The following is a 24,669-nucleotide window of genomic DNA, read 5'->3' on the forward strand; positions in this document are numbered from 1 at the left end:
GCTACCCGCTAGGTCTTGAGCAGACCCTTTAGACGATAAAGCGCTTCCAAGGCCTCGCGCGGACTCATGCCGTCAACATCCAGATCGGTCAGCGAGGTCTCGACCGCGCTCGGCGCCGCTTTGACAGGCGCCCCATAGGCTGTTTGGGAGGCGGCCTGGCTGACGGCGAACAGGGGCAGGTCGTCCAGCTTCGCCGGCGACTGGTCCTTGCTTTCGAGTCGGTCCAGCACCTCGCGGGCCCGGACCACCACGGGCGTCGGCACGCCGGCCAGCTTGGCCACCTGCACGCCGTACGAGCGATCGGCCGGGCCGGGCGCGGCCTCGTGCAGGAAGACGAGGTCGCCGTTCCACTCCTTGGCCCGCAGGCTGAGGTTGGAGACGTGCGCCATCCGCTCCTCCAGCGTCGCCAGCTCGTGATAGTGGGTGGCGAAGAGGGCGCGACTGCGATTGGTGTCGTGCAGGGCCTCGGCGCAGGCCCAGGCTATGGCCAGACCGTCATACGTCGCCGTGCCCCGACCGATCTCGTCCAGGATCACCAGGCTGCGCGGACCGGCCTGAGTCAGGATCGCGGCGGTCTCGACCATCTCCATCATGAAGGTCGAGCGGCCTCGGGCCAGGTCGTCGCCGGCTCCGACGCGGCTGAACAGGCGGTCGACGACGCCGAGCCGGAAGCTGGCGGCTGGCACGTAGCAGCCGGACTGGGCCAGGATCGCCAGCAGGGCGTTCTGGCGCAGGAAGGTCGACTTACCAGCCATGTTCGGGCCGGTGACGATCGATAGCCGCGCTCCGATCTCGCCCGAAGCGTCCAGGCAGCAGTCGTTGGGGGTGTAGGGGTCGCCAGCCCGCTTCACGGCGGCCTCCACCACCGGGTGGCGGGCGGCCTTGGCGTCGAAGGCGTAGGAGGTGTCGACCATCGGCCGCACCGCGTCGGCGTCCTCGGCCCATTCGGCCAGGGCCGAGGCGACGTCCAGGCGCGCCAGGGCCTCGGCGGCGATCTGGATGGCGTCGGCCAGCAGGCGGGCCTGTTCGCGCCAGTCCTCGAAGGCCGAGACCTCCATGGCCAGGGCCCGCTCGGCGGCCTGGGCGATGCGGGCATCGAGGTCGGCCAGCTCCACAGTCGTGAAGCGGACCTGGTTGGCCAGGGTCTGGCGGTGGATGAAGGTGGCGTTCAGCGGCGGCTGGAACAGCGGATCGGCCTTGCCGGCCGTGGCCTCGACGAAATAGCCGAGCACGCCGTTGTGGCGGATCTTCAGCGGCACGCCGCTTTCCAGGGCCAGCTGGGATTCCAGGGCGGCGATGACCTTGCGGCTGTCGTCGCGCAGGCCGCGCGCCTGGTCCAGCTCGGGCCGGACGCCGGGCGCGACAAAACCCCCGTCGCGGGCCAGGGCCGGAAGATCGGGGCCAAGGCCCTGCTCCAGGATGTTCAGGAACTGCGACAGGCCCTCGTGCAGCGACGGGGTCAGGGCCTTGAAGGCGTGCTCCAGCTCGAACGGCGGCGGCGACAGCGGATCGGGCGAACCGCCCGCCATGCCGGCCAGGCGCTCGCCGACCTTCAGCGTGTCGCGCAGGCAGCCGAGGTCGCGCGGACCGCCCCGACCCAGGGCCAGGCGCGAGAGCGCGCGGGCCATGTCGCCGGCGCCCTTCAGCACCTCGCGGAGGCGCTGGCGCAGCTGGCGGTGCTCGACGAACCATTCGACCGCGTCCAGGCGCTGGTCGATGGCGGCGACGTCCAGCAGCGGCCGGGCCAGGCGCGAGGCCAGCATCCGCGCGCCGCCGGCGGTGACGGTGCGGTCGATGGCGGCCAGCAGCGAGCCGTTGCGGTCGCCGCTCTGGGTGCGGTCGATTTCCAGGCTGCCGCGCGTGGCCGGGTCGATGGCCATGACGTCGGCCTCGGCCGCGCGCCGCGGCGCGCGCAGGGCCGGCAGCTTGCCGGCCTGGGTCATTTCCAGGTGGGCGGCGATCAGGCCCAGCGCCCCGATCTCGGCCGGCGACAGGCCGCCGAAGCCGTCCAAGGTGTCGACGCCGTAAAGGCGCTTCACGCGGGCTTCCGAGGCCTGCGGTTCCGAGAGCGCCGAAGGCATCGGCTGCACCAGGCCGCCGCAGATCTTCAGGGTCTGGGACAGGGTCTCGTCCGACAGCAGTCGGTCGGCGACCAGGGTCTCGGACGGCGCCAGGGCCGCCAGGATCGCGGCCACGGCCTCCTTGGCCACGGCGAAGACCTCGACCTCACCGGTGGAAAGTTCGACGGACGCCACGGCCGCCTGACCCGCGCGCACGGCCACGGCCGCCAGACGGTTGGCGCCGCGCGCGTCCAGCAGGCCGTCCTCGGTCAGGGTGCCGGGCGTCACGACGCGGACGATGTCGCGGCGAACCACCGACTTGGAGCCGCGCTTCTTGGCCTCGGCCGGGTCTTCCATCTGCTCGCAGACGGCGACCTTGAAGCCCATGCGGATCAGCTTGGAGAGATAGGCCTCGGCCGCGTGCTGCGGCACGCCCGCCATCGGGATCGGCTGGCCGCCATGCGTGCCCCGGAAGGTCTGGCTGATGCCGAGCGCGGCGGCGGCCTTGTAGGCGTCGTCGAAGAACAGCTCGTAGAAGTCGCCCATGCGGAAAAAGATCAACGCATCGGGCTGCCGCGCCTTCATCTCGAAGAACTGCTGCATCACCGGCGTCGCGCCGGTGGGGTCGAGCGTATGCGCGGGGGGCGTCGAGTGGGCGTTCATCGCCCCGGAAACTATAGAGCGTCGCGACTCCCGTTAAGGGGCCGCGTTAAGGAATTCCGGGGATGAAACGCCCGAAAATGGGGGCGTCGACGGGGAAAGGTTAATTCCCCGTGACCTCTTCCCAGAAGCGCTTGGCCTTGCCGACGAAGTTGGCCGACTTGGGGTTCTGCTTCTCGCCGCACAGACCGGCCAGCTCCTTGAGCAGCTCCTTCTGGCGGGCGGACAGGTGGGTCGGGGTTTCCACGAACAGCTCGACCACCAGGTCGCCGCGCTGGCGGCTGCGCAGCGACGGCATGCCGCGGCCTTTCAGGCGGACAGTCTTGCCGGTCTGGGCGCCTTCCGGCACCGAGACCGAGATCTTGCAGTTGCCGTCGCAGTTCTCGCCGCCCATCAGGCAGGGCGCGTCGATCTCGCCGCCGAGCGCCGCCGTGGTCATCGGCACCGGCACGGTGCACAGCAGGTCGAGACCATCACGCTCGAACAGCTCGTGCGGGGTCACCGACAGGAAGATGTAAAGGTCGCCGCGCGGACCGCCGCGCGCGCCCGCGTCGCCTTCGCCCGCCAGGCGGATCCGGGCGCCGTCGTCGACGCCGGCCGGGATGCGGACCGACAGGATACGCTCGCGGCGCACCTGGCCGTGGCCGTGGCAGTTCTGGCAGGGATCGAGGACCAGGCGGCCCGAGCCGCCGCAGCGTGGGCAGCCGCGTTCAACGGCGAAGAAGCCTTGCGTCGCGCGGACCCGGCCGGCGCCGCCGCAGGTGCCGCAGACGGTGGGATTGGTGCCGGGCTTGGCGCCCGAGCCCTCGCAGACCTCGCAGGTCATGGCGGCGGGCACCTTGATCGAGACCTCGGCGCCGGCATAGGCCTGCTCGAGGGAGATCTCCAGGTCGTAGCGGAGGTCCTGGCCGCGCTGGGGTCCGTTCGACTGGCGACGACCGCCGCCGAACATCTCGCCGAACACGTCGCCAAAGACGTCGTTGAAGATGTCGCTGGCGTCGAAGCCCTGGCCGCCGGCGCCGCCTTGCGGGCCATTGACCCCGGCATGGCCGAAACGGTCATAGGCCGCGCGCTTCTGGGGATCGGAGAGGACCGAATAGGCCTCGTTGATTTCCTTGAACCGGCCGGTCGCGTTCTCGCAGCCGCCGTTGCGGTCCGGATGGTGTTCCATCGCCAGTTTGCGGAACGCGGACTTCAGACCAGCATCGTCGATGGTCCGGGTCACGCCGAGAATTTCGTAATAGTCGCGCATCGTCAGCGTCTGGCGCCCAAAAGGCCCACGAAAGAGGCGTTGATAGGGAAAGAGGTGGGATAGCACGCGGCCCGGCGCAAGGCGTCCTCGGGCCGCGAGACAAGACGTCGCGGCCGCGGAACAGACCTATCGAGCATGTTCCGCGGCGCGCGCATGGCGAAGCTAGTTCGCCGGCTTGTTGTCGTCGACTTCCTCGAACTCGGCGTCGACAACGCCGTCGTCCGCGGCCTCGGCGCCGTCAGCGCCTTCGCCGTCGCCCTGCTGGGCGGCGTACATGGCCTCGCCCAGCTTCATCGAGGCCTGGATCAGGGCTTGGGTCTTGGCCTGGATGGCCTCGACGTCCTCGCCTTCCAGAGCGGCCTTCAGCTCGGTGATGCCGGTCTCGATCGCGGTCTTTTCAGGCGCGCCGACCTTGTCGCCGTGCTCGGCCAGGGCCTTCTCGGTCGAGTGCAGAACCGCCTCGCCCTGGTTCTTGGCCTCGACCAGCTTCTTCTTGGTCTCGTCCGCGGCCTTGTTGGCCTCGGCTTCCTTGACCATGCGCTCGATGTCGCTGTCCGAGAGGCCGCCATTGGCCTGGATGCGGATCGAGTGCTCCTTGTTGGTCGCCTTGTCCTTAGCGTGGACCTGGACGATGCCGTTAGCGTCGATGTCGAAGGTGACCTCGATCTGCGGCACGCCGCGCGGCGCCGGCGGGATGCCGACCAGGTCGAACTGGCCCAGGATCTTGTTGTCCTGCGCCATCGGGCGTTCGCCCTGGAACACGCGGATCGTCACGGCCGACTGGTTGTCGTCGGCGGTCGAGAAGGTCTGCGAGCGCTTGGTCGGGATCGTGGTGTTGCGTTCGATCAGCGGGGTGAACACACCGCCCAGGGTCTCGATGCCCAGGGTCAGCGGAGTCACGTCCAGCAGCAGCACGTCCTTGACGTCGCCTTGCAGCACGCCGGCTTGGACGGCCGCGCCCAGCGCCACGACTTCATCGGGGTTCACGCCCTTGTGCGGCTCGCGACCGAAGAAGTCCTGCACCGCCTGCTGGACCTTGGGCATGCGGCTCATGCCGCCGACCAGGATCACTTCGTCGATGTCGCTCTTCTTCAGGCCGGCGTCCTTGAGGGCCTGTTCGCACGGACCGATGGTGCGGGCGATCAGGTCGTCGACCAGGGCTTCCAGCTTGGCGCGCGACAGCTTGATGTTCAGGTGCAGCGGGCCCGAGGCGTTCATGCTGATGAACGGCAGGTTGACCTCGTACTGAGCCGTCGAGGACAGCTCCTTCTTGGCCTTTTCCGCTTCTTCGCGCAGGCGCTGAAGGGCCAGCTTGTCCTTGCGCAGGTCGACGCCCTGCTCCTTCTTGAACTCGTCGGCCAGGTAGTCGACGATCCGAAGGTCGAAGTCCTCACCGCCCAGGAAGGTGTCGCCGTTGGTCGACTTCACCTCGAAGACGCCGTCGCCGATCTCCAGGATCGAGACGTCGAAGGTGCCGCCGCCGAGGTCATAGACCGCGATCTTCTTGCCGTCGTTCTTGTCCAGGCCGTAGGCCAGGGCCGCCGCGGTCGGCTCGTTGATGATGCGCAGGACTTCCAGGCCGGCGATCTTGCCGGCGTCCTTGGTCGCCTGACGCTGGGCGTCGTTGAAATAGGCCGGAACCGTGATGACCGCCTTGGTCACCGGCTCGCCGAGGTGGGCCTCGGCGGCTTCTTTCATCTTCTGCAGAATGAAGGCCGAAACTTCCTGCGGGCTGTAATCCTTGCCGTGCGCCCTCACCCAGGCGTCGCCGGTCGGGCCCTTGACGATTTCGTAGGGCACCATGCCCTTGTCTTTCTCGACCACCGGATCGCTGGCGTTGCGGCCGATCAGGCGCTTGATCGCGAACAGCGTGTTGGTCGGGTTGGTCACGGCCTGGCGCTTCGCCGGCTGACCGATCAGGCGCTCGCCGTCCTCCTGGAAGGCGACGACCGACGGGGTGGTGCGAGCGCCTTCGGCGTTCTCGATCACCTTCGGGTTCTTACCGTCCATGATGGCGACACACGAGTTCGTGGTGCCAAGGTCGATGCCGATAATCTTGCTCATATTGGTACCTGTTCGCTCCTTAAGGCGGACGGCGGTGACAAGGGCCTTCTCAGAAGCGCCCCGGTTTTTCTTGTTCCCGTCCCCGGTGGGTTCGCACGCTTTACGTTAGGGTCCACATCCTGTCCCGACCGACAAAAGTCGAGCGGGCAAAATGCGTTGTTCGAAGTTGACGAGCCCGTCAACCCCGCTTCGCAGCCGGATATGGGGGATAGGTACCAGGGCGCAAGCCCATAACCCCATGCAACAAGGGGGAATCTGGTACCGCGACCAAGAAAAATGGCCGCACCCTTTCGAGCGCGGCCAAGAAAAATATCACGTTATCCGAGATTTAGCCCGTCACCCTACTTCGATCGGGCGACCCAGGCCGTGATCGCGGGCAGCCTTTGCTGGCGGATTTGGGCCCGATTCAGCACCGAGGCGGCGATCTTGTCGGCCTCCTTGCGCGAGCCCTCGGCCAGGTTGGCGACGGCGTAGGCCTTGATCTTCTCGGCCGTCGCCGGGTTCGACGAGCCCGCGCCCAGACCCGGGATGAAACGGGTGCGCGAGCTGGAGTCGACCTTGTCGTTGACCGCGTCCTTGTTGCCCAAGGCCCAGTCGAAGGTCATGTCCGGATGAGTGGCGGCCACACGCGAGATCATCGTGCTGGACAGGGTCTCGCCCGGCTCCGGCGTCAGGGCCAGCTCCAGAGCCTTCCTGGCCAGGGCCTCGTCCTCGGCGGCGGCGAGCAGCGAGAACAGCTGGGCGCGGACGAGCGGGGTCTTCTCGGCCAGGGCCTGGGCGTGGATGACGTCCCAGGTGGCCTGGTCGGCGTGCTTGGCCACGACGCCCAGGATGGTCTTGCGCAACGGGCCCGGGATCGCCGCCGGATCGGTCTTGTCGGCGTTGAAGCGACGCGTGGCCTCGGCCACCACCTCCGGATCGCCCAGACCGCCGAGCGCGCCGATCAGATCGCCGCGCAGGATGCCGACATTGTCCGGCTCGCCGGCCTTGGCGGTCCAGCCCGTCCGGGCCAGCATCGGCCGCAGCTGGGCGATAGCCAGCTTGCGGAACGCCGCGCGCTCGGTCGCCATGCCCTCGTAATAGCCGTCGATGGCCGACAGGGTGCCGGCCACCTTCGACAGCACCTGCGGATCGGCCTCGGCGGGCGTGGCCCTGGCCAGGTCCAGGAAGTCGGTGGCGGGCTGGTAGCCGGCCAGGCCCATCGACCAGGCGTCGCTCATCACGCCCAGCTGGTCGATCGAGGGCAGCTTAGCGAAGTTTCCGGCGATCGCCGCGAAGCGCTCCGAGCCGTATTGGGTGCGGAAATAGCCGCTCTGGCCGGCGTTGACGACCACGGGGCCGCAGCCGTCGACGGTCACCGAGCCCTTGCCCCCCGTGACCAGGGTCTTGGCCTCGCCGCCCCCCAGAGCCTTGACGGTGACCGGCACGCGCCAGGTCAGCGGCTTGCGGCCGGGGGCGTCCTTGCTGAACTCGCCCTGGGTCAGGGTCAGGGTGGTCTTGCCGACGGCGCAGGTCGCGCTGTCGACCGTGATCAGCGGCACGCCCGGCTGCAGGGTGAAGTCGTGGGCGATGGCCTTGATCGGCTTCTTGGCGGCGGCCTCGACCGCGCTCCAAAGGTCGTCGCTGACCGTGTTGCCGTGGGCGTGCTTCTTCATGTAGGCGCGCACGCCGTCGCGCCAGGCGTCGTGGCCCACATAGCTTTCCAGCATGCGGATGACCGCTTCACCCTTCTGGTAGGTGATGCCGTCGAAGGCCTGGCTGGCCTGCTCGACGGTCTCGACGTGCTGCACCACCGGGTGGGTCGTCGCCAGGGCGTCGAGGCCCATGGCGTACTCACGCCCGCCCACGGCGTTCAGCGCCGCGTTCCATTCGGGGTGGAAGTGCTCGGTGGCCCGGCCCTCCATCCACGAGGCGAAGCCCTCGTTCAGCCACAGGTCGTCCCACCAGGCCATGGTGACCAGGTCGCCGAACCACTGGTGGGCCATCTCGTGGGCCACGGTGGTGAAGACGTTCTGGCGGTCGGTCTCGGTCGAGATCTTCGGATCCAGCAGCAGGGCGTATTCGAAGTAGAAGATCGCGCCCCAGTTCTCCATGGCGCTGAAGAACTGGCTGCGGCCCGGGGCGGCGATGTTGTCCAGCACCGGCAGCGGATAGGGCGTGCCGAAATAGTCGTTGTACCAGGGCAGGATGTCGGCGGCGGCCTTCAGAGCGAAGTCCGCCTTCGGGGTGTCGCCCTTCTTGGTGACCACGCCGACGTCGGCGCCGGCGACCTTGATCGAGGCGCGGTCGAACTCGCCCAGGCCGAAGAACAGCAGATAGGTCGACATCTTCGGCGAGGTCGCGAACTTCACCAGGGTCTTGCCGCCGCCCAGGTCCTTCGACGCGGCGATCGGCATGTTGCCCAGGGCCATCTGGCCGGTCGGGATGGTCGCCTCGACGGTATAGGTGGCCTTGTAGAACGGCTCGTCCCACGAGGGGATGAAGCGGCGGGCGTCGGAGTTCTCGAACTGGGTGTAGATCGCGCGCTTCTTGCCGGCCTCGGTCTCATAGTCGAGGGCGAACAGGCCGGCGGCCTGCTTGTAGATCTTGCCGGCGTAGTCGATCGAAAGGACGTACTTGCCCTTGGCCAGCGGCTTGTCGAACGTGAAGGCGGCGGTCTGGGCCTCTTCGTCGACCTTGATCTTCGCCGCGCCGACGCCGGCGATCTGCGCCTTGTCGAAGGTCAGGTCGGCGGCCTGCAGGGTCACCGTGTTGGTCGGCTCGATTACCTCGATGGCGATCTTCACCTTCGCGGTGAAAGTCAGCTTGTCGGCGTCGGGCGTGAACGCCAGATCATAGTGGGAGGGCCGGACATTGCGCGGCAGCTGGGTCGTCACGCTGGCGAAGGTGGCGCCCTTGGTCCCGACAGCGGCGGCCTTCTGGGCCTTGGCCGGCGCGGCGGCGAGCGAACCGCCGGCGGCGAACAAAATCACGGCCGCGACCGCGGAGGACATAAGACGACGCATGTTCGGTCCTAATATGGAAAAATCATCCGGCCCCCTCAGCCGGCGGCGCAAACCAACACCTTCCGTCCCTATGGCGCGCGTTAAATTTCAGCAATGTTTCAGCCGCTAGCCATCGTTCCGGGTTTCGACCTCTGGCCGGGCCTTCTGGATCGCGCCGTCCAGCAGGCGCTGGTCGACGCCGTGCTGGCCGCGGCCGAGGTCGCGCCCTTCGCGAACTACGACACCGCCTATGGCAAGCCGATGAGCGTGGGCATGACCGCCTTCGGTCCGCTGGGCTGGACCAGCGACAGGGCCGGATACCGCTACGCCGAACACCATCCGGGAACGGACCAGGCCTGGCCCGCCATGCCCACCGCGCTGCTCGACCTCTGGGGCCGGCTGGGCGATCCGGACACCCCGCCGGACTCGTGCCTGATCAACCTCTATCGCGGCGACGCGCGCATGGGCCTGCACCAGGACCGCGACGAGGCCGACCCGGCCTTCCCCGTGCTGTCGATCTCGCTGGGCGACACGGCGGTGTTCCGGATCGGGGGGACCAGCCGCAAGGATCCGACCCGAAGCTTGAAGCTGAACTCGGGCGACGTCTGCCGGCTGTCGGGTCCCGCGCGTCTGGCGTTTCACGGGGTGGATCGGATCCTGGCTGGGTCGTCGGGGCTGGTGCCGGGAGGCGGGCGGATCAATCTGACGCTGAGACGGGCGCGTTAGCCGCCCTCGCCCAAGAAAAAAAGGGCCGCCCTCGCGAGCGACCCCCTTCCCCACGTCTTGTTCGCCTGGATCAGCCGCGCAGCTTGCGCGTGATCGTCTCCAGGTCATGGTTCAGCACGCTGTCGTCGACGCGCAGGGCCTCGATGCGGCGCACCGCGTGCAGCACGGTCGTGTGGTCGCGACCGCCGAAACGACGGCCGATGTCCGGCAGCGAGCGGGTGGTCAGTTGCTTGGCCAGCCACATGGCGGCCTGGCGCGGACGGGCCACGGCGCGGTTGCGGCGTTCGCTGAGCAGGTCGGCCTGCTTCATGCCGTAATGCTCGGACGTCGCTTTCTGGATGTCGTCGATGGTGATGCGCTTCTCACCCGACCGCAGGTGCGGCCGCAGGATCGCCTGGACTTCGTCGAGAGTCATGCGCGAGAGCCCTTCGCCAGCGCGGGCCGACAGGGTGTTCAAGGCCCCTTCCAACTCGCGGACGCTGTCGGTGAAACGGTCAGCTAGGAACTGCAGCACGTCCGGACGCATGGTCGGCTCGAAGCCGTGGGCGGCCGAAAGGGTCTGGATCTTGCGCTCCAGGATGCCCAAGCGGAGGTTCCGGTCAGCCGGCTCCAGGCCGCAGACCAGGCCCGCCGACAGGTGCGAGCGCAGGTGGGCGTCCATCTCGGTCATGGCCGACGGCGGACGGTCCGACGAGAACACGACGCGACGGCCTTCCTCGACCAGGGCGGTGAGCGTGTGGAACAGCTCTTCCTGGGTGGATTGCTTGCCGGCGATGAAATGGACGTCGTCGATGATCAGCAGATCGGCCGCGCGCAGCTCTTCCTTGAAGGCCGCCGTCTGGCGATCCATCAGGGCGCGCACGAAGGTCGACAGGAAGCGTTCGGCGGTCAGATAGACCACGCGCTTCTCGGGCGCGTTGCGCATGGCTTCCCAGGCCAGGGCGTTCAGCAGGTGGGTCTTGCCGAAGCCGTAGGGGCCGTGGAACAGCACGGGATTGAAGTGGCCGTCGGCCCAGTTGGCGATGCGGCGCGCCACGGCGTGGGCGAACTCGTTGGCCGGACCGGGGACGAAGGTCTCGAAGGTGAAGCGTTCCTGCAGACCCTGGGTGCGCGGCGACTTGGCGCTGGGCGCCATCACGGCCGGCGCGTCGCTGGACACGGGCAGGACGATCTCGATGGGTTCGGCGGCCGCGGCCTTGGGGGCGTCGACATAGGCGCCGCCGGAAATGGCCAGGGCGGCCTCGAATTCCAGGCGCGACTTCAGGTCGATGCGGCGCGCCGTCGGATCGTTGGCCGACCACAGCTCGCCAATGCGGCGCCAGGCGCTGCGACGGATCCAGTCGCGAGCGATGCCCGTCGGCGTAACCAGGACCACATCACCGGTCGCGGCTTCGCGCAGCATCGCGGGCGCGATCCATGATCCGAAGGCCGCGTCACCCAGCTCTCGTTTCAAGGCCACACAGACCTTCGACCAGACGCCCGTCGCCGGCTCGCAAGCCGACGCGATCGCCGCCGAGAAGTCCTGGCTGGCCACCCCACCCTTCATCGTCATTACGTCCACCGCCTCGCACATATACAACCGCCGCACACAATCAGCCGCCGCCCCCCATGGCGTACGGCCGGTTTTCTCAACGCACACAGGTTCTTACTCGGCGAACGCAATGGTTCCGCCGCCGCCTTGTTTTTCCAAGACTGGAGAAGCGCTGAGACCCTTAAACTAGCCAGCAGGCAGGGCCGGTCAAACGGAAAACTTGCGTCCGATCGCGGATATTTCTGTTGACTCGCGAGAGCCCCTCGCCCCGCAAGGGAATAGTGAAGCCAAGCCCTCAGATCACAGATTGCAACGCGAGGAACAGAACGTTGGATTCAAAGCAAAAGCCGGCCAGGCGAACCTGACCGGCTTCTGTAAATACTTGAATTCGTTGAACGAACGATGTTCGTCCGAATTCTGGACTAGGCCGCGGCCTTATCCAGCTTCTTCAGGCGAGCCGCGAGGCGCGACACCTTGCGCGAGCCCGTGTTCGGGTGAACGACGCCCTTCGAGACGGCGCGCATCAGCTCCGATTGAGCCTCGACGAAAGCGGCCTTGGCGACGGCGACGTCACCCTTGGCGATCGCGTCTTCGAACTTGCGCAGGAAGGTGCGCACGCGCGAGCGGCGAGCGGTGTTCACTTCGGTGCGGCGAGCGATCTTGCGGATCGCTTTCTTGGCGCCGGGATTATTGGCCATGGGTCGGACCTTCAAACGGACAGCCGCGCGGGCAGCCGCGAAGCAGAGGAAATCGAGCGCGCGGATATACGGGAAGCGCTGGCCGGGGTCAACGGTCCACAGGCAGGTTTCCTGCGGGCCGGTCCGCGCAAACGTTTAGCGAGGGATCACGTCCCCTTGAATAGCGGCTTACGCTTCTCGACGAAAGCCGCCATGCCTTCTTTCTGGTCTTCGAAGGCGAACAGCGAGTGGAACAGGCGCCGCTCCAGGGCGACGCCCGTCGTCAGGGTCGTCTCGTAGGCGGCCTCGACCAGTTCCTTGTTCATGGCCACGGCCAGCGGCGACTGGCCGGCGATCTTGGCGGCGATGGTCAGCACCTCGTCGACCAGGCTGTCGGCCGGAAACACCCGCGACACCAGGCCGGACCGCTCGGCCTCGGCGGCGTCCATCATCCGGCCGGTCAGGATCATGTCCATGGCCTTGGACTTGCCGACGAAACGGGTCAGGCGCTGCGTGCCGCCAATGCCGGGGGCGACGCCGAGATTGATCTCCGGCTGGCCGAACTTCGCCGTATCGGCGGCCAGGATGAAGTCGCACATCATGGCCAGCTCGCAGCCGCCGCCCAGGGCGTAGCCGGCGACGGCGGCGATGATCGGCTTACGGCACTGCTCGATCGCGCGCGCGCCGGCGGTGAAGAAGTCGGCCTTGAACATCTGGGCGTAGGTCTTGTCCGACATCTCCTTGATGTCGGCGCCGGCCGCGAAGGCCTTGGCCGAGCCCGTCAGCACGATGCAGCCCACGCTGTCGTCGGCCTGCGCCGTCGCCAGAGCTTCAGCGAGCTCGCCCAGCAGCTGGGTGTTCAGCGCGTTCAGGGCCTCGGGCCGGTTCAGGCGGATCAGGGTCACGCCTGGCGCGCTCGCCGGCGCTTCGACGATGAGGGTCTGGTAGTCGGCCATCGGGGTCTCCTGCTTGCGGTTGTCTTTATAGAGAGGCCGTTCGCATTGGGGAGCCCCCCGCCGAAGCGATCCGCCGCGCGAAGGCGCGAGAAGACGGCGAGCCTTGCCTTGATCGGGGCGACCCCATAGGTTCCGCCCCATCGCGGGGGCGCGATCGCTTACGGAGTCCAGTAAGTGCTGTACATTTTCCACCGCGCCGGCCAGCCGGCCGCGCGGCGCCGCTTCGCGTCGAGCGCGATCTCGGCGGCCCTCACCCCCATCATCCTGTTGTCGCCGCTGGCGGCCCACGGCGCGGAGACGCCACGCCGTCTCTTCGGCGAAACGGTCCTGAGCGACAGCGATGACACCATCACCAACGACAAGACGGTCGACCTGACCGAGGACAGCGACTTCGGCGGCGGCAGCGACATCCTCACCAACACCGGCGTCATCACGATCGGCGCCAAGGCGACGGCGCCCGTGTCCGTGTCGCTGAAATCGCTTGAGGGGCTGAAGAACTCGGGCCTGATCGACATGCGCAACGGCCATGTCGGCGACGTCCTGACCCTCTCCAACGAATATGAAGGCGGAGGCAATGCGCGTCTGGCGCTTGATATCGGGGCCGACGGCGCCGACAAGCTGGTGGTCGGCGGCCTGGTCTACGGCAAGACCGCCATCCTGCTGAACGTGTCCGCGTCCGCCGCCACCCTGACGGGCGACAAGGGTCCGGTCCTCGTGCAAGCGGGCAACGCCGTCCGCGCCGACGTCTTCCGCATCGACAACAGCGAGGTTGGCTTCATCCAATACAGCCTGGTTTTCGACGCGGACGCGAAGTCCTACCGCCTCAGGGGCGTGGCCAGCCAACGGGTCTTCGAAGCGCTGAAGGTCTCCGAAGGCGCCGCGAGCGTCTGGCGCGGGTCGGCCGACGCCTGGAGCGCTCACGTCGCCAGCCTGCGCGACGCCGGCTCCGACGCCAATGGCGGGGGCGTGTGGGTCCAGGCCCACGGCGAGCGGCGGAACCTCGAGGACAAGGTGGCCGCGACGGGCCGCATCGTCGACGTCGACTATGACCAGACGACCCACGGCGGCCAGATGGGCGTGGACCTGATCAACGCCGGCCTCGACGGGAGCCGGGTGCTGATCGGCCTGACCGGCGGCTATGCGGACTCCAAGATGAAGTTCAGCGGCCTGGCCGGGCAGGAGATGAAGTTCAGCGTGATGAACCTGGGCGGCTATCTGGCCCTGACGCGCGGCGGCTTCTTCCTGAATGCGCTGGCCAAGGCCGACCGCCAGTCGATCACGGCGCGAGGGCAGGAGATCGCCGCCAAGTTCGACGGCGTCTCCTACGGCGCCCAGATCGAGGCCGGCGCGCGGACCCAGGCCGACAGCCTGGCGTTCGAGCAACTGCTCGGCGTCAGCTATGTCAGCACGCGCCTCGACGACATGGCCACCTTGGCCAAGCGCCTCGACTTCGACGACGCCAGCGGCTTCGTCGCCAAGGTCGGCGTGCGGGGAACGGCGCAGGGTGAGATGTTCGGCGGCGCGCTGACGACCTACGGCGCCGCGTTCGTGGTCCACGACTTCACCGTCAAGACCGGGCTGGACCTGGTCAGCGGCGATCAGGTCGAGCATCTGTCGCGGGACGGCGGCCGGACCTATGGCCAGGTCGCCATGGGCCTGAACTACCGCACCGGCGGCGGGACGCTCGCGTTCCTGGAGGCCAACGGCGACTACGGCAATGGCCGCGAAGCCCTCGGCCTGCGGCTCGGCGCGCGGGTCGGCTTCTAGTGCGGACGGGGTCGTCGGGCTTCAAGCGAGGCCCGGCGACCTTTTTCTCTTCCAGGTCTCGGGAGCGGCGAACGCGCCTAGACCCTGGCCTCGATCATGCCGACCTTCAGGTCGCTTGCCGTATAGACACAAACCCCATCGGCCAGCAGCCGCCCATTGGCCAGGCCCAGCGCCAGCTTGCCGCGGCGGACCTGCCTGAGACTGACCTCGTAGCGGACGAGTCGCGTGGCCGGCGTGATATCGCCGCGGAACTTGACCTCGCCCACGCCGATGGCGCGTCCCTTTCCGGGTGAGCCCGACCAGCCGAGCCAGTAGCCGACCACCTGCCACATCGCGTCCAGGCCCAGGCATCCCGGCATCACCGGATCTCCCGGGAAATGGCAGTCGAAGAACCAGAGGTCCGGATTGATGTCGAGCTCGGCCACGACATGGCCCTTTCCGAAGTCACCGCCGTCCAGGCTCATCTCGGTGATCCGATCCATCATCAGCATCGGCGGCGCGGGCAACTGCGCGTTTCCGGGCCCGAAATAGCCGCCGAGGCCCGATTGGATCAGGTCGGCCTTGGTGTAGTGGTCCTTCGGCGTGTGATGGTCGTGCGGATTGGCCAAGTCGCTTCCCCCGTCGAAGGTCGCGCGGCCGGTCGGATCGCCGATCCTGTCGCCTTCGGGCCGCCGAGGTTGTGGCCTCTATGGGCGAAGCGTCAAGATTGCGCGGCGCCCCGACCTAAAAGACTTCAGACCTGGCAGACCGGGCAGAAAAAGGTCGAGCGACCCGCCTGGACCTCGCGCCCGATCACGCCCTTGCAGCCCGCCGTCGGGCAGGGCTCGCCCTCGCGATCATAGACGCGGAAGCGATGCTGGAAATAGCCCAAGGCGCCGTCGGCCGCGGCGAAGTCCTTCAGGGTCGAGCCGCCGACCTCGACGGCCTCGGCCAGGACCTCCTTGATCGCCGTGGTCAGGGGGCCCAGGCGCTTCTTGGCGACGCCGCCCGAGGGCTTGAACGGCGAGATGCCCGATCGGTGCAGGGCCTCGCACACATATATATTGCCAAGACCCGCCACGGTGCGCTGGTCCAGCAGCAGGGTCTTGGGGCCCTGCTTGCGATTGGCGAAGGCCTTTTCCAGGGTCCTGGCGTCGAAGCCCTCGCCCAGGGGCTCGGGGCCCATGGCCGCGAACCAGGGGTGGCGGCTCACATGATCGGTGGCGATCAGGTCCATGAAGCCGAACCGGCGCGGGTCGTAATAGGTGATGGTCGCGCCGTCGTCGGTCTCGAAGACCACGTGGGCGTGCTTGTCGTCGGGCGTGACCTCGCGGGCGAAGTCGCCGGGGCGGACGACACCTTCAGGCGCGGCGATCTCGAAGCGACCCGTCATGCCCAGATGCATCACCAGGGTGTCGCCCCGGTCCAGCGGCGCCAGGATATATTTGGCCCGGCGGTTGAGGCGCAGGATCTTCGCCCCGGTCAGCCGCTGGACGAAGCCGTCGGGCAGGGGGAAACGCAGGTCGGGCCGGTTGGCGCGGACGCGCGACAGGCGGGCGCCGGACAGCACGGGCTCCAGGCCCCGGCGGACGGTCTCGACTTCGGGCAATTCGGGCAAGGGTGGTCCTTCGGCGGATGACGCGAGGCGAGGCGCGAGCTAATAGCGGTCTGTCATATAGAGAGCGCGGCCCAAAGACGTCATGAGCAACTCCTCCGCCAGCTTCGGTTTCAAGGACGTCGACGCCTCGCAGAAGGCGGGCCTGGTGCGCGGGGTCTTCGACCGCGTCGCCAAGAACTACGACATCATGAACGACCTGATGAGCGGCGGCGTCCATCGGCTGTGGAAGGACGCGGTCGCCGCGCGCCTCAACCCGCAGCCGGGCGAGGTGATCATCGACTGCGCCGGCGGCACGGGCGACATGGCCCGCCGCTTCGCCAAGATGGCCCGAAACGCCCAGGAGCGGCGCGGCGGCGCGGACGCGACCATCAACATCATCGACTACAATGCCGAGATGATCGCCGCCGGCATCGAACGTGGCGGCGAGCCGGAGATCACCTGGACCGTCGGCGACGCGCAAGCCCTGCCGCTGCCGGACAATTACGCCAACGCCTATGTGATCAGCTTCGGCATCCGCAATGTCACCGACATCGACGCGGCCCTGCGCGAGGCCCGCCGGGTGCTCAAGCCCGGCGGCCGCTTCCTGTGCCTGGAATTCTCGCGACCGGTGACCGAGGCCCTGGCCAAGGCCTATGACGCCTACAGCTTCAAGGTCATCCCGCAGGTCGGCGAATGGGTCGCCAAGGATCGCGAGGCCTATCAGTACCTGGTCGAGAGCATCCGCCGCTTCCCCGACCAGCGGACCTTCGCCGGCATGATGGAAAACGCCGGCTTCAAGCGGGTCAGCTTCACCAACTTCACCGGCGGCGTCGCGGCCCTGCACCAGGGCTGGGCGCTCTAAAGCTGTGGCCAGTCTCTCCGCCTTCTGGCGCCTGACCGGCGCGGGCTGGGCCCTCGTGCGGGCCGACGCCTTGCTGCCGCGCGAGGTCGAGCCTCTGCTGCCGACGTCGGCGCGATGGGCGGGGCGACTGCTGCGCCTGTTCGCGGGTCCGGCGGCCAAGCGGGGCCGTCCCGGCGAGCGCCTGGCCAAGGTGCTGGAGGCCCAGGGCCCCGCCGCCATCAAGATGGGCCAGTTCCTGTCGACGCGGGCCGACATCTTCGGCACCGCCTTCGCCGAGGACCTCTCGCACCTGAAGGACCGACTGGCGCCCTTCCCGCTCGCCGAGGCCAAGGCCGAGATCATCCGCAATCTCGGCAAGCCGCTGGACGCGGTCTATGCCGAGATCGACGAGCCGGTCGCCGCCGCCTCCCTGGCCCAGGCCCATCCGGCCGTTCTGCTGGACGGTCGCAAGGTGGCCGTCAAAGTGCTGCGGCCTGGCATCGAGCGCCGGGTGGCCCAGGACAGCGCCGTGCTGCGCCTGGCCGCGCGCCTGGCCGAGGCCCTGGCCCCCGCCGCGCGCCGCCTCAAGCCCACCGAGTTCGTCGAGGTGGTGATCCGGGCCCTGGACCTCGAGATGGACCTGCGGTTCGAGGCCGCCGGCTGCGCCGAGTTGGGCGAGGCCATGGCTGTCGACGCCTATATGCGCGCGCCGCTGGTCTGCTGGGAGGGGGTCGGCAAGCGAGTCCTGACCCTGACCTGGGCCGAGGGCGTGCCGCTTTCGGACCCCGCCGCCCTGGAACTGCCCGGCCTGGACCGCAAGGCCCTGGCCGAGAACGTCACCCGCGGCTTCCTGGCCCAGGCCCTGGACCACGGCCTGTTCCACGCCGACCTGCACGAGGGCAACCTGTTCGTGGCCGCGCCGTCGGCGATCACGGCCGTCGACTACGGCATCCTGGGTCGCCTGGGCCCCGGTGAGCGCCGCTACCTGGCCGAGATCCTGTACGGCTTCCTGAACCGCGACTACGCCCGGGTGGCCAAGGTCCATTTCGACGCCGGCTATGTGCCCGCCCATCAGGACATCGACGCCTTCGCCCAGGCCCTGCGCGCCGTCGGCGAGCCGGTGTTCGGGCGCAACGCCCGCGACGTCTCGATGGGTCGCCTGCTGGCCCAGCTGTTCGAGATCACCGCTCTGTTCGACATGGCCCTGCGGCCGGAGCTGGTCCTTCTGCAGAAGACCATGGTCACGGTCGAAGGCGTCGCTCGCCGCATCGACCCCACCCACGACCTCTGGGCCGCCGCCGACCCGGTGGTGCGCCGCTGGATCGGCCGCGAACTGTCGCCCGCCGCCAAGGCTCGCGATTTCGCCGACGAAGCCCTGCGCGCGATCAGGGCCCTGGCCCGTCTGGCCGAGGCCCCGCCGACGACGACCACGATCCGGGTGGAGCGTGAGCACACCTGGCCGTTGCTGTGGTTCCTGGTCGGCGCCGCTACGGCGGGCGCGGCCTTCGTGACCGGCCTGCTGCTGGCGGGGTAGGGACCCCTACCCTTCCGCCTGATCCCGCTCCCGCTTCTTGGAGGCCGAAGCCCGGCGTTCCTCGCGGGTCTTCTGCACATCCCAATAGGCAGCGCCCTCATCCGGCTTGAACATCGTGCGCGGCGCGCCGTCGCGCGACACCACCGCGAAGACATTGGCCTTGGGATCGTAGATCAGCAGGTCGCCGTTCGCGCGCTTCAGCGTCTCCGAGCCCTTGGGCGGGTCGCTGACGAAGGCGTGGACCTTGGCGACATAGTCGTCGGCGCTCTTGGCTCCGAAGGTCTCGCCGTTGCGCTCGAACGAACGCTGGGCGTTCTCCTCGGCCGAGCGCGTGCGATTGGCGGCCCAGTAGGGCTTGCCGGCGACCAGCTTGACCGGCGCGTCGCGCGGATCGGCCCGACGGGAGCCTTCACCCTCGAACGACGAGGTCGCCGGAGGCCCCGTCTCGATGGTGGCCCGCTCGCCGCCCTTGGGCGCCTTCACGGCCGAGGCGCCGCTGTCGCAAGCCGCCAGGCCGGCCAGAACCGCGATGGCCGTCATGCCCGTCGCGAGATATCGCACAATCTTCATGATCGCATTTTCCATGATGCTCTACCCTGGCGTTTATTGAAACGAAAGCGGAACAAGAGTCGAGTCCCTATCTTCGACCCGCCTTTCGAGCATGTTTCTCTCTGGCGCTTTGCCGCGCGGGTGGGCATGTGCAGGGACGAGACCAACGCGGACAGCGGAGCGCGACGTGAGCGGCAAAAGGGTTCTCTTGATCGTCGGCGGCGGCGTGGCGGCCTACAAGGCGCTGCTCTTGACCCGCCTGCTGCGCAAGGCCGGCATCGGCGTGCGCCCGATCCTGACCAAGGCCGGCGCGGAGTTCGTCACGCCCCTGTCCCTGTCGGCCCTGGCCGAGGACAAGGTCTATGACGACCTCTTCTCCCTGACCGACGAGGCCGAGATGGGCCATATCGAGCTGTCGCGCTCGGCCGATCTGGTGGTCGTGGCCCCCGCGACCGCCGACCTGATCGCCAAGGCCGCCAACGGCCTGGCCGGGGACCTGGCCTCGACCACCCTGCTGGCCACCGACAAGCCGGTGCTGATGGCCCCGGCCATGAACGTGCGGATGTGGCTGCACCCCGCCACCCAGCGCAACATCGCCACCTTGAAGGCCGACGGCGTCAGCTTCGTGGGCCCCGACGACGGCGCCATGGCCTGTGGCGAGTTCGGCCCCGGCCGCCTGGCCGAACCGGAAGAGATCTTCGCCGCGATCGTCGCGATGCTGGAAGGCCCCGCCGCCCGACCGCTCGCCGGGAAGCGCGCCCTGGTCACCGCCGGCCCGACCTTCGAGCCGATCGACCCGGTGCGCGGCATCACCAATCGCTCCAGCGGCAAACAGGGCTTCGCGATCGCCGAGGCGCTGGCCAAGCTGGGCGCCGAGGTCACCCTGGTCGCCGGTCCCGTCGCTCTGCCCACGCCAGTCGGGGTCAAGCGGGTCGATGTCGAGACCGCCCGCCAGATGCTGGCCGCCAGCCAGGCCGCCCTGCCCGCCGATGTCGGGGTGTTCGTGGCCGCCGTGGCCGACTGGCGCGTCGACGAGGCGTTCGGGACCAAGCTGAAGAAGGACAAGGGCGGCCCGCCGGCCCTGGTCTTCGTCGAGAACCCCGACATCCTGGCGACCCTGTCGGCCTCCGGGCCCCGACGGCCGAAACTGGTCATCGGCTTCGCGGCCGAGACCGACCATGTCGAGGACCACGCCCGCGCCAAGCTGGCCCGCAAGGGCTGCGACTGGATCATCGCCAACAACGTGACCGAACCGGGCGTGATGGGCGGCGGCGAGAATGCCGTGCTGCTGATCACCCAGGACGGGATCGAACGCTGGGACCGCGCGGCCAAGAACCAGGTCGCGGCCCAGATCGCCCAGCGGATCGCCGCCCACCTGGCTTAGGGGCTCTGGCCTGACGGGCCGCAAATCAGCTACAGCCGGGCGGTCTTTTCAGCAGGAACGCTCGCATGTCCGCCATCCCCGCCGGCCTCGCCATCCGCTTCAAGCGCTGGGAAGGCAATCCCGACCTGCCGGTTCCCGCCTATGCCACGGCCGGGGCTGCGGGCTTTGACCTGCGCGCCTCCGTGCCCGAAGACGCGCCGATCGTGCTGAAGCCCGGCTCGCGCTGCATGGCGCCGACCGGCTTCTCGGTGGCGATCCCGGATGGCTGGGAGATGCAGGTGCGCCCGCGCTCGGGCCTGGCCTTCAAGAACGGCGTCACGGTGGTCAATGCGCCTGGCACCGTCGACAGCGACTATCGCGGCCAGGTCTGTGTGCTGCTGGTCAATCTGGGCGAAGAGGACTTCACCATCCGCCGGGGCGACCGCATCGCCCAGGGCGTCATCGCGGCGGCCCCGCAATGGTCGCTGGTCGAGGTCGACGACCTGGACGCCACCGATCGTGGCGCGGGCGGCTTCGGCTCGACCGGGGTCTAGCTGGTCGGGTGAATGGCCCGCAGGCCCAGCGCCATGTAGCCGCCGAACCCGGCGGCGAAGCCGGCCGCGGCCATCCACAGGACCGGACGGATCAGGTCGAACGGCGATTGGCCGATCGGGGGCTGGGACTTCATCGGAACCTCCTGCTGCCTATAGGCGGAGCCGGCGGAAACTCACCGGAGGAGATACGCGCTGCCGACCCGTTGGTTGCGGTTGGCGAGCGATCTCACTGTGCCGTGATTCCAGCGCGCGCGGGAATTGCGGCGCGCTGTCGCATGCTCAAGCTTGCATAGGCAGGCGTAGTCCAGATTGTCCGGGCACGGATAGTATTCCCAGGTAGTACAGTCAGGTGTAGTTGGCTGCGTCAAAACGTCGCCAAATTGGCCGATTCCTGAGCGTTACTGGCCCAGAAAACGATTTCTGGCCCCAGATTCTCAGCTAACATTGATCTTCGTCATATGCCTTCGAGTTTGTTAACCCTGTGACGGCAGCCTGATCTGGACTTCAGGTCTAGGGACGCTGCTCATGTCTAATCTCAAGGTTGCACACAAACTTGTGCTTGCATTCGCGATCCTCGTCTTCGGCGTGGTCGCCGCCGGCGTTCTCGTCGCCTCGAGCCTGAGCTCGATCCAGAAGATCACCCAGCTCAACGAGCACAGCTACGCCTATGTCGACGCGATCGGCGACACGACCAGCGCCCTGGTCGAGGAGCAGAACGCGGTGCGCGGCTATGTGGCCAGCCTGGACGCCTCGTTCCTGAAGAAGCGCGCCAAATACGCGGAAGAGTACGAGGCCGCCTTCAAGCGGCTCGCGGCCGGCGTCGAGGACGCCGAGGAGAAGGCCCGCATCGACGCCCTGACTGCGGCGGTCGGCGTCTTCCATGGCGAGATCGACAAGCAGGTCGCCGAAGCCAACGACCCCGCCTCGCTCGAAGCGACCCGCGCGGCGGTCGCCAAGACCGGCCGCCTGACCAACACCCGCAAGGTGCTGGAGGCGATGACCAAGGTCGAGGAACAGCAGCTGGCCGCGCGCACGGCGGAACAGGGCAAGGCCTTCCGCACCGGTCTGATCACCCTCATCGCTGGCGGGGCCGTAGCCATCGGGGTCGCCGTCCTGATGGGCTGGCTGCTGTCGAACGCCATCGCCGCGCCGATCACGGCCATGACCGGCGTCATGCGCCGCCTGGCCGGCGGCGACAACAGCGTCGCCGTCCCCGCCACGGGCCGCAAGGACGAGATCGGCGGCATGGCCGCCGCCGTCCTGACCTTCAAGGAAGCCGCCATCGAGAAGATCCGCCTGGAAGGCCTGTCGGTCGAGCAGCGCGCCGAGGCCGAACGCCACCGCGAAGCCGGCGAAGCCGAGCGCCAAGCCAACGCCCGCGAGCAATCGGTGGTGGTCGGCCGCGTCGGCGAAGGTCTGGAGGCCCTGGCCGGCGGCGACCTGACCTTCCGCCTGAACGAAACCTTCCCACCCGCCTATCGCAAGCTGCAGGGCGACTTCAACGCCGCCATGGACCAGCTGGCCCAGACCATGGGCGTGATCAACGGCGCCGTGGGCGGCATCCAGGCTGGCTCCGGCGAGATCAGCCAGGCCGCCGACAACCTGTCCAAGCGCACCGAGCAACAGGCCGCCAGCCTGGAAGAAACCGCCGCCGCGCTCGACGAGATCACCGCCACCGTCCGCAAGACCGCCGAAGGCGCCGGCAGCGCCCGCCGCACCGTCGACACCGCCCGCAAGGACGCCGAAAAGGGCGGCGAGGTCGTCGACCGCGCCGTGGCCGCCATGGGCCAGATCGAATCCAGCTCGCGCGAGATCGGCGCCATCATCGGCGTGATCGACGAGATCGCCTTCCAGACCAACCTGCTGGCCCTCAACGCTGGCGTCGAAGCGGCGCGGGCCGGTGAAGCCGGTCGCGGCTTCGCGGTCGTCGCCCAAGAGGTCCGGGCCCTGGCCCAGCGCTCGGCCGACGCGGCCAAGGAGATCAAGACCCTGATCTCGAACTCGACCCAGCAGGTCGACGAAGGCGTCCATCTGGTCGGCGAGACCGGCGAGGCCCTGCAGCGGATCATCGCCGGCGTGCAGGACATCAACCGCATCGTCGCCGAGATCGCCGCCTCGGCCACCGAACAGGCCACGGGTCTCAACCAGGTCAACATCGCCGTGAACCAGATGGACCAGGCCACCCAGCAGAACGCCGCCATGGTCGAGCAATCGACCGCCGCCAGCCACGGCCTCTCCAACGAGGCGCGCGAGCTGGGCAAGCTGGTGCAGCGCTTCCGCCTGGCCGAAAGCGGGAGCGCCCGCCGCGCCGCCTAGCGAGGACGATCCCTCGCGAACGCCTTTCGCGAAAACTTCTTCGAGCCATTGTTGAATTCTGGACGACTGCGTCCATTTATCCCTTGAAGAGCGCGCCGGACGGGACTATCCGGCGCGCTCGAAGTCTTTCGACAAGGGTCTGGCCATGGCGGCGTCCGAGAAGAAGAAGCTTGTTCCGATGCTCGTCGGGGGGGTGGTCCTCGTCGGCGTGATCGTGGGCGGAACCCTCTGGTTCCTCGACAAGCAGCGCTATGAGGCCACCGACAACGCCTTCGTCCAGGCCGACACCGTCCAGGTCAGCCCGCAGGTCTCCGGCTATGTGGCCGAGGTGCTGGTGGCCGACAACCAGCGCGTCGAGGCCGGCCAGGTGCTGGCCAAGATCGATCCCTCGACCTTCCAGGCCCGGCTCGACCAGGCCATCGCCAACGCCGCGGCGGCCGACGCCGCCATCCGCGCCATCGACGACAAGTCCAGCCTTGAGTTGGCGATGATCGCCCAGCGGGCCGCCGGCGTGACCAGCGCCCAGGCCGACGCCAGCCGCGCCAAGGCCGATCTCGACCGCTACAACGCCCTGGCCGGCCAGGGCTGGGTCTCGCAGCAGAAGGTCCAGACCACCCGCGCCACCGCCACCCAGACCGCCGCCGGCGTCGCCAGCGCCCAGGCGGCCCTGGAGGCCGAACGCCGCACCGCCCAGTCGCTGGGCTCGGCCAAGGCCCAGACCATCGCCCAGGCCGCCGCCGCCCACGCCGCCGTGGAGCAGGCCAAGCTCGACCTGGATCGCACCGTGGTCCGCGCGCCCGCCGCCGGCGTGGTCGGCGCCCGCTCGGTCCGCCCGGGCCAGCTGGTCCAGCCGGGCGTGGCCCTGATGTCGGTCGTGCCGCTGGGTCAGGCCTATATCGTCGCCAATTTCAAGGAGACCCAGGTCTCGCGCATCCGCATCGGCCAGCCGGTCGAGATCAAGGCCGACGCGTTCGGCAAGCAGAAGATCGTCGGCAGGATCGACAGCTTCGCGCCTGCCACGGGCCAGGAGTTCGCCCTGATCCCGGTCGAGAACGCCGTCGGCAATTTCACCAAGATCACCCAGCGCCTGCCGGTGAAGATCGTGGTCGACCGCAGCCAGCTGGGCGCGGCCTTGCGTCCAGGCCTGTCGGTCGAGATCAAGGTCGATGTCCGCGACCGCTCGGGCGCCTCGTTCGCCGAAGCCGGTCAAGCCGGACCGCAGGTCGCCCGCCAGGGCGCGAGCCGCTAATCGGGGACCG

General features: G+C 68.4%; 19 protein-coding genes. 8 read left to right on the forward strand and 11 right to left on the reverse strand.

From position 1 onward, the window contains the following. Positions 1-8: 8 nt before the first annotated feature. The 4 genes from mutS to AC1RRV_RS06575 all read right to left on the reverse strand — a co-directional run bounded on the left by mutS (position 9) and on the right by AC1RRV_RS06575 (position 9,041). Positions 9-2,723, reverse strand: coding sequence for a DNA mismatch repair protein MutS (gene mutS, locus AC1RRV_RS06560; RefSeq protein WP_492858785.1), 2,715 nt, complete (start codon positions 2,721-2,723; stop codon positions 9-11). 100 nt (positions 2,724-2,823) lie between these two features. Continuing rightward, positions 2,824-3,972 carry a molecular chaperone DnaJ gene (gene dnaJ / locus AC1RRV_RS06565; protein WP_492858787.1) on the reverse strand — a complete coding sequence of 383 codons (1,149 nt, stop codon included), beginning with the start codon at positions 3,970-3,972 and terminating at the stop codon, positions 2,824-2,826. 162 nt (positions 3,973-4,134) lie between these two features. Next, positions 4,135-6,036, reverse strand: a complete 1,902-nt coding sequence (gene dnaK, locus AC1RRV_RS06570) for a molecular chaperone DnaK (RefSeq protein ID WP_492858788.1) — start codon at positions 6,034-6,036, stop codon at positions 4,135-4,137. Positions 6,037-6,377: 341 nt separating this feature from the next. Then, positions 6,378-9,041 (reverse strand): M1 family metallopeptidase, encoded by a 2,664-nt coding sequence (locus AC1RRV_RS06575; protein ID WP_492858790.1) that lies wholly within the window; start codon positions 9,039-9,041, stop codon positions 6,378-6,380. A gap of 93 nt (positions 9,042-9,134) precedes the next feature. On the opposite strand from AC1RRV_RS06575, the gene AC1RRV_RS06580 reads away from it, so the two are divergent. Then, positions 9,135-9,746, forward strand: a complete 612-nt coding sequence (locus AC1RRV_RS06580; RefSeq protein ID WP_492858791.1) for an alpha-ketoglutarate-dependent dioxygenase AlkB — start codon at positions 9,135-9,137, stop codon at positions 9,744-9,746. A 70-nt stretch (positions 9,747-9,816) separates the two neighbouring features. Here AC1RRV_RS06580 and dnaA read toward each other — a convergent pair whose 3' ends face one another. The 3 genes from dnaA to AC1RRV_RS06595 form a co-directional block, all read right to left on the reverse strand. Further along, positions 9,817-11,298, reverse strand: coding sequence for a chromosomal replication initiator protein DnaA (gene dnaA / locus AC1RRV_RS06585; RefSeq protein ID WP_492858792.1), 1,482 nt, complete (start codon positions 11,296-11,298; stop codon positions 9,817-9,819). 401 nt (positions 11,299-11,699) lie between these two features. Next, entirely contained in the window at positions 11,700-11,975 is a 276-nt protein-coding gene (rpsT, locus tag AC1RRV_RS06590; protein WP_004617408.1) for a 30S ribosomal protein S20, read from the reverse strand. A gap of 146 nt (positions 11,976-12,121) precedes the next feature. Beyond that, positions 12,122-12,910 carry an enoyl-CoA hydratase gene (locus tag AC1RRV_RS06595; RefSeq protein ID WP_492858793.1) on the reverse strand — a complete coding sequence of 263 codons (789 nt, stop codon included), beginning with the start codon at positions 12,908-12,910 and terminating at the stop codon, positions 12,122-12,124. Between the two features lie 174 nt (positions 12,911-13,084). On the opposite strand from AC1RRV_RS06595, the gene AC1RRV_RS06600 reads away from it, so the two are divergent. After that, a complete protein-coding gene (locus AC1RRV_RS06600; protein ID WP_492858794.1) occupies positions 13,085-14,677 on the forward strand; it encodes a hypothetical protein in 1,593 nt (530 codons plus the stop codon). Positions 14,678-14,754: 77 nt separating this feature from the next. Here AC1RRV_RS06600 and fabA read toward each other — a convergent pair whose 3' ends face one another. Continuing rightward, on the reverse strand, positions 14,755-15,285 hold the full coding sequence (gene fabA / locus AC1RRV_RS06605; RefSeq protein WP_492858795.1) for a bifunctional 3-hydroxydecanoyl-ACP dehydratase/trans-2-decenoyl-ACP isomerase: 531 nt from the start codon (positions 15,283-15,285) through the stop codon (positions 14,755-14,757). A 125-nt stretch (positions 15,286-15,410) separates the two neighbouring features. After that, on the reverse strand, positions 15,411-16,274 hold the full coding sequence (mutM, locus tag AC1RRV_RS06610) for a bifunctional DNA-formamidopyrimidine glycosylase/DNA-(apurinic or apyrimidinic site) lyase (RefSeq protein WP_492858796.1): 864 nt from the start codon (positions 16,272-16,274) through the stop codon (positions 15,411-15,413). 82 nt (positions 16,275-16,356) lie between these two features. On the opposite strand from mutM, the gene AC1RRV_RS06615 reads away from it, so the two are divergent. Then, positions 16,357-17,115 carry a class I SAM-dependent methyltransferase gene (locus AC1RRV_RS06615; protein ID WP_492858797.1) on the forward strand — a complete coding sequence of 253 codons (759 nt, stop codon included), beginning with the start codon at positions 16,357-16,359 and terminating at the stop codon, positions 17,113-17,115. Between the two features lie 4 nt (positions 17,116-17,119). Further along, on the forward strand, positions 17,120-18,628 hold the full coding sequence (ubiB, locus tag AC1RRV_RS06620) for a 2-polyprenylphenol 6-hydroxylase (RefSeq protein WP_492858798.1): 1,509 nt from the start codon (positions 17,120-17,122) through the stop codon (positions 18,626-18,628). A gap of 6 nt (positions 18,629-18,634) precedes the next feature. On the opposite strand, the gene AC1RRV_RS06625 is transcribed toward ubiB, so the two are convergent. Continuing rightward, complete coding sequence (locus tag AC1RRV_RS06625) at positions 18,635-19,198, reverse strand: hypothetical protein (protein WP_492858799.1); 564 nt, start codon at positions 19,196-19,198, stop codon at positions 18,635-18,637. Positions 19,199-19,364: 166 nt separating this feature from the next. Between AC1RRV_RS06625 and coaBC the strand changes: the two genes are divergently transcribed. Beyond that, positions 19,365-20,561 carry a bifunctional phosphopantothenoylcysteine decarboxylase/phosphopantothenate--cysteine ligase CoaBC gene (gene coaBC / locus AC1RRV_RS06630; RefSeq protein WP_492858800.1) on the forward strand — a complete coding sequence of 399 codons (1,197 nt, stop codon included), beginning with the start codon at positions 19,365-19,367 and terminating at the stop codon, positions 20,559-20,561. A gap of 65 nt (positions 20,562-20,626) precedes the next feature. Then, on the forward strand, positions 20,627-21,094 hold the full coding sequence (gene dut, locus AC1RRV_RS06635; protein ID WP_492858801.1) for a dUTP diphosphatase: 468 nt from the start codon (positions 20,627-20,629) through the stop codon (positions 21,092-21,094). On the opposite strand, the gene AC1RRV_RS06640 is transcribed toward dut, so the two are convergent. After that, on the reverse strand, positions 21,091-21,228 hold the full coding sequence (locus AC1RRV_RS06640) for a hypothetical protein (RefSeq protein WP_492858802.1): 138 nt from the start codon (positions 21,226-21,228) through the stop codon (positions 21,091-21,093). The two genes, dut and AC1RRV_RS06640, sit on opposite strands and share 4 nt — an antisense overlap. Positions 21,229-21,619: 391 nt before the next feature. On the opposite strand from AC1RRV_RS06640, the gene AC1RRV_RS06645 reads away from it, so the two are divergent. Both AC1RRV_RS06645 and AC1RRV_RS06650 read left to right on the forward strand, forming a co-directional pair. Further along, positions 21,620-23,410 carry a HAMP domain-containing methyl-accepting chemotaxis protein gene (locus AC1RRV_RS06645; protein ID WP_492858803.1) on the forward strand — a complete coding sequence of 597 codons (1,791 nt, stop codon included), beginning with the start codon at positions 21,620-21,622 and terminating at the stop codon, positions 23,408-23,410. Positions 23,411-23,549: 139 nt separating this feature from the next. Continuing rightward, entirely contained in the window at positions 23,550-24,659 is a 1,110-nt protein-coding gene (locus AC1RRV_RS06650; RefSeq protein ID WP_492859227.1) for an HlyD family secretion protein, read from the forward strand. Positions 24,660-24,669: the final 10 nt, after the last annotated feature.

Source organism: Caulobacter sp. GW821-FHT11E10 (assembly GCF_058808375.1).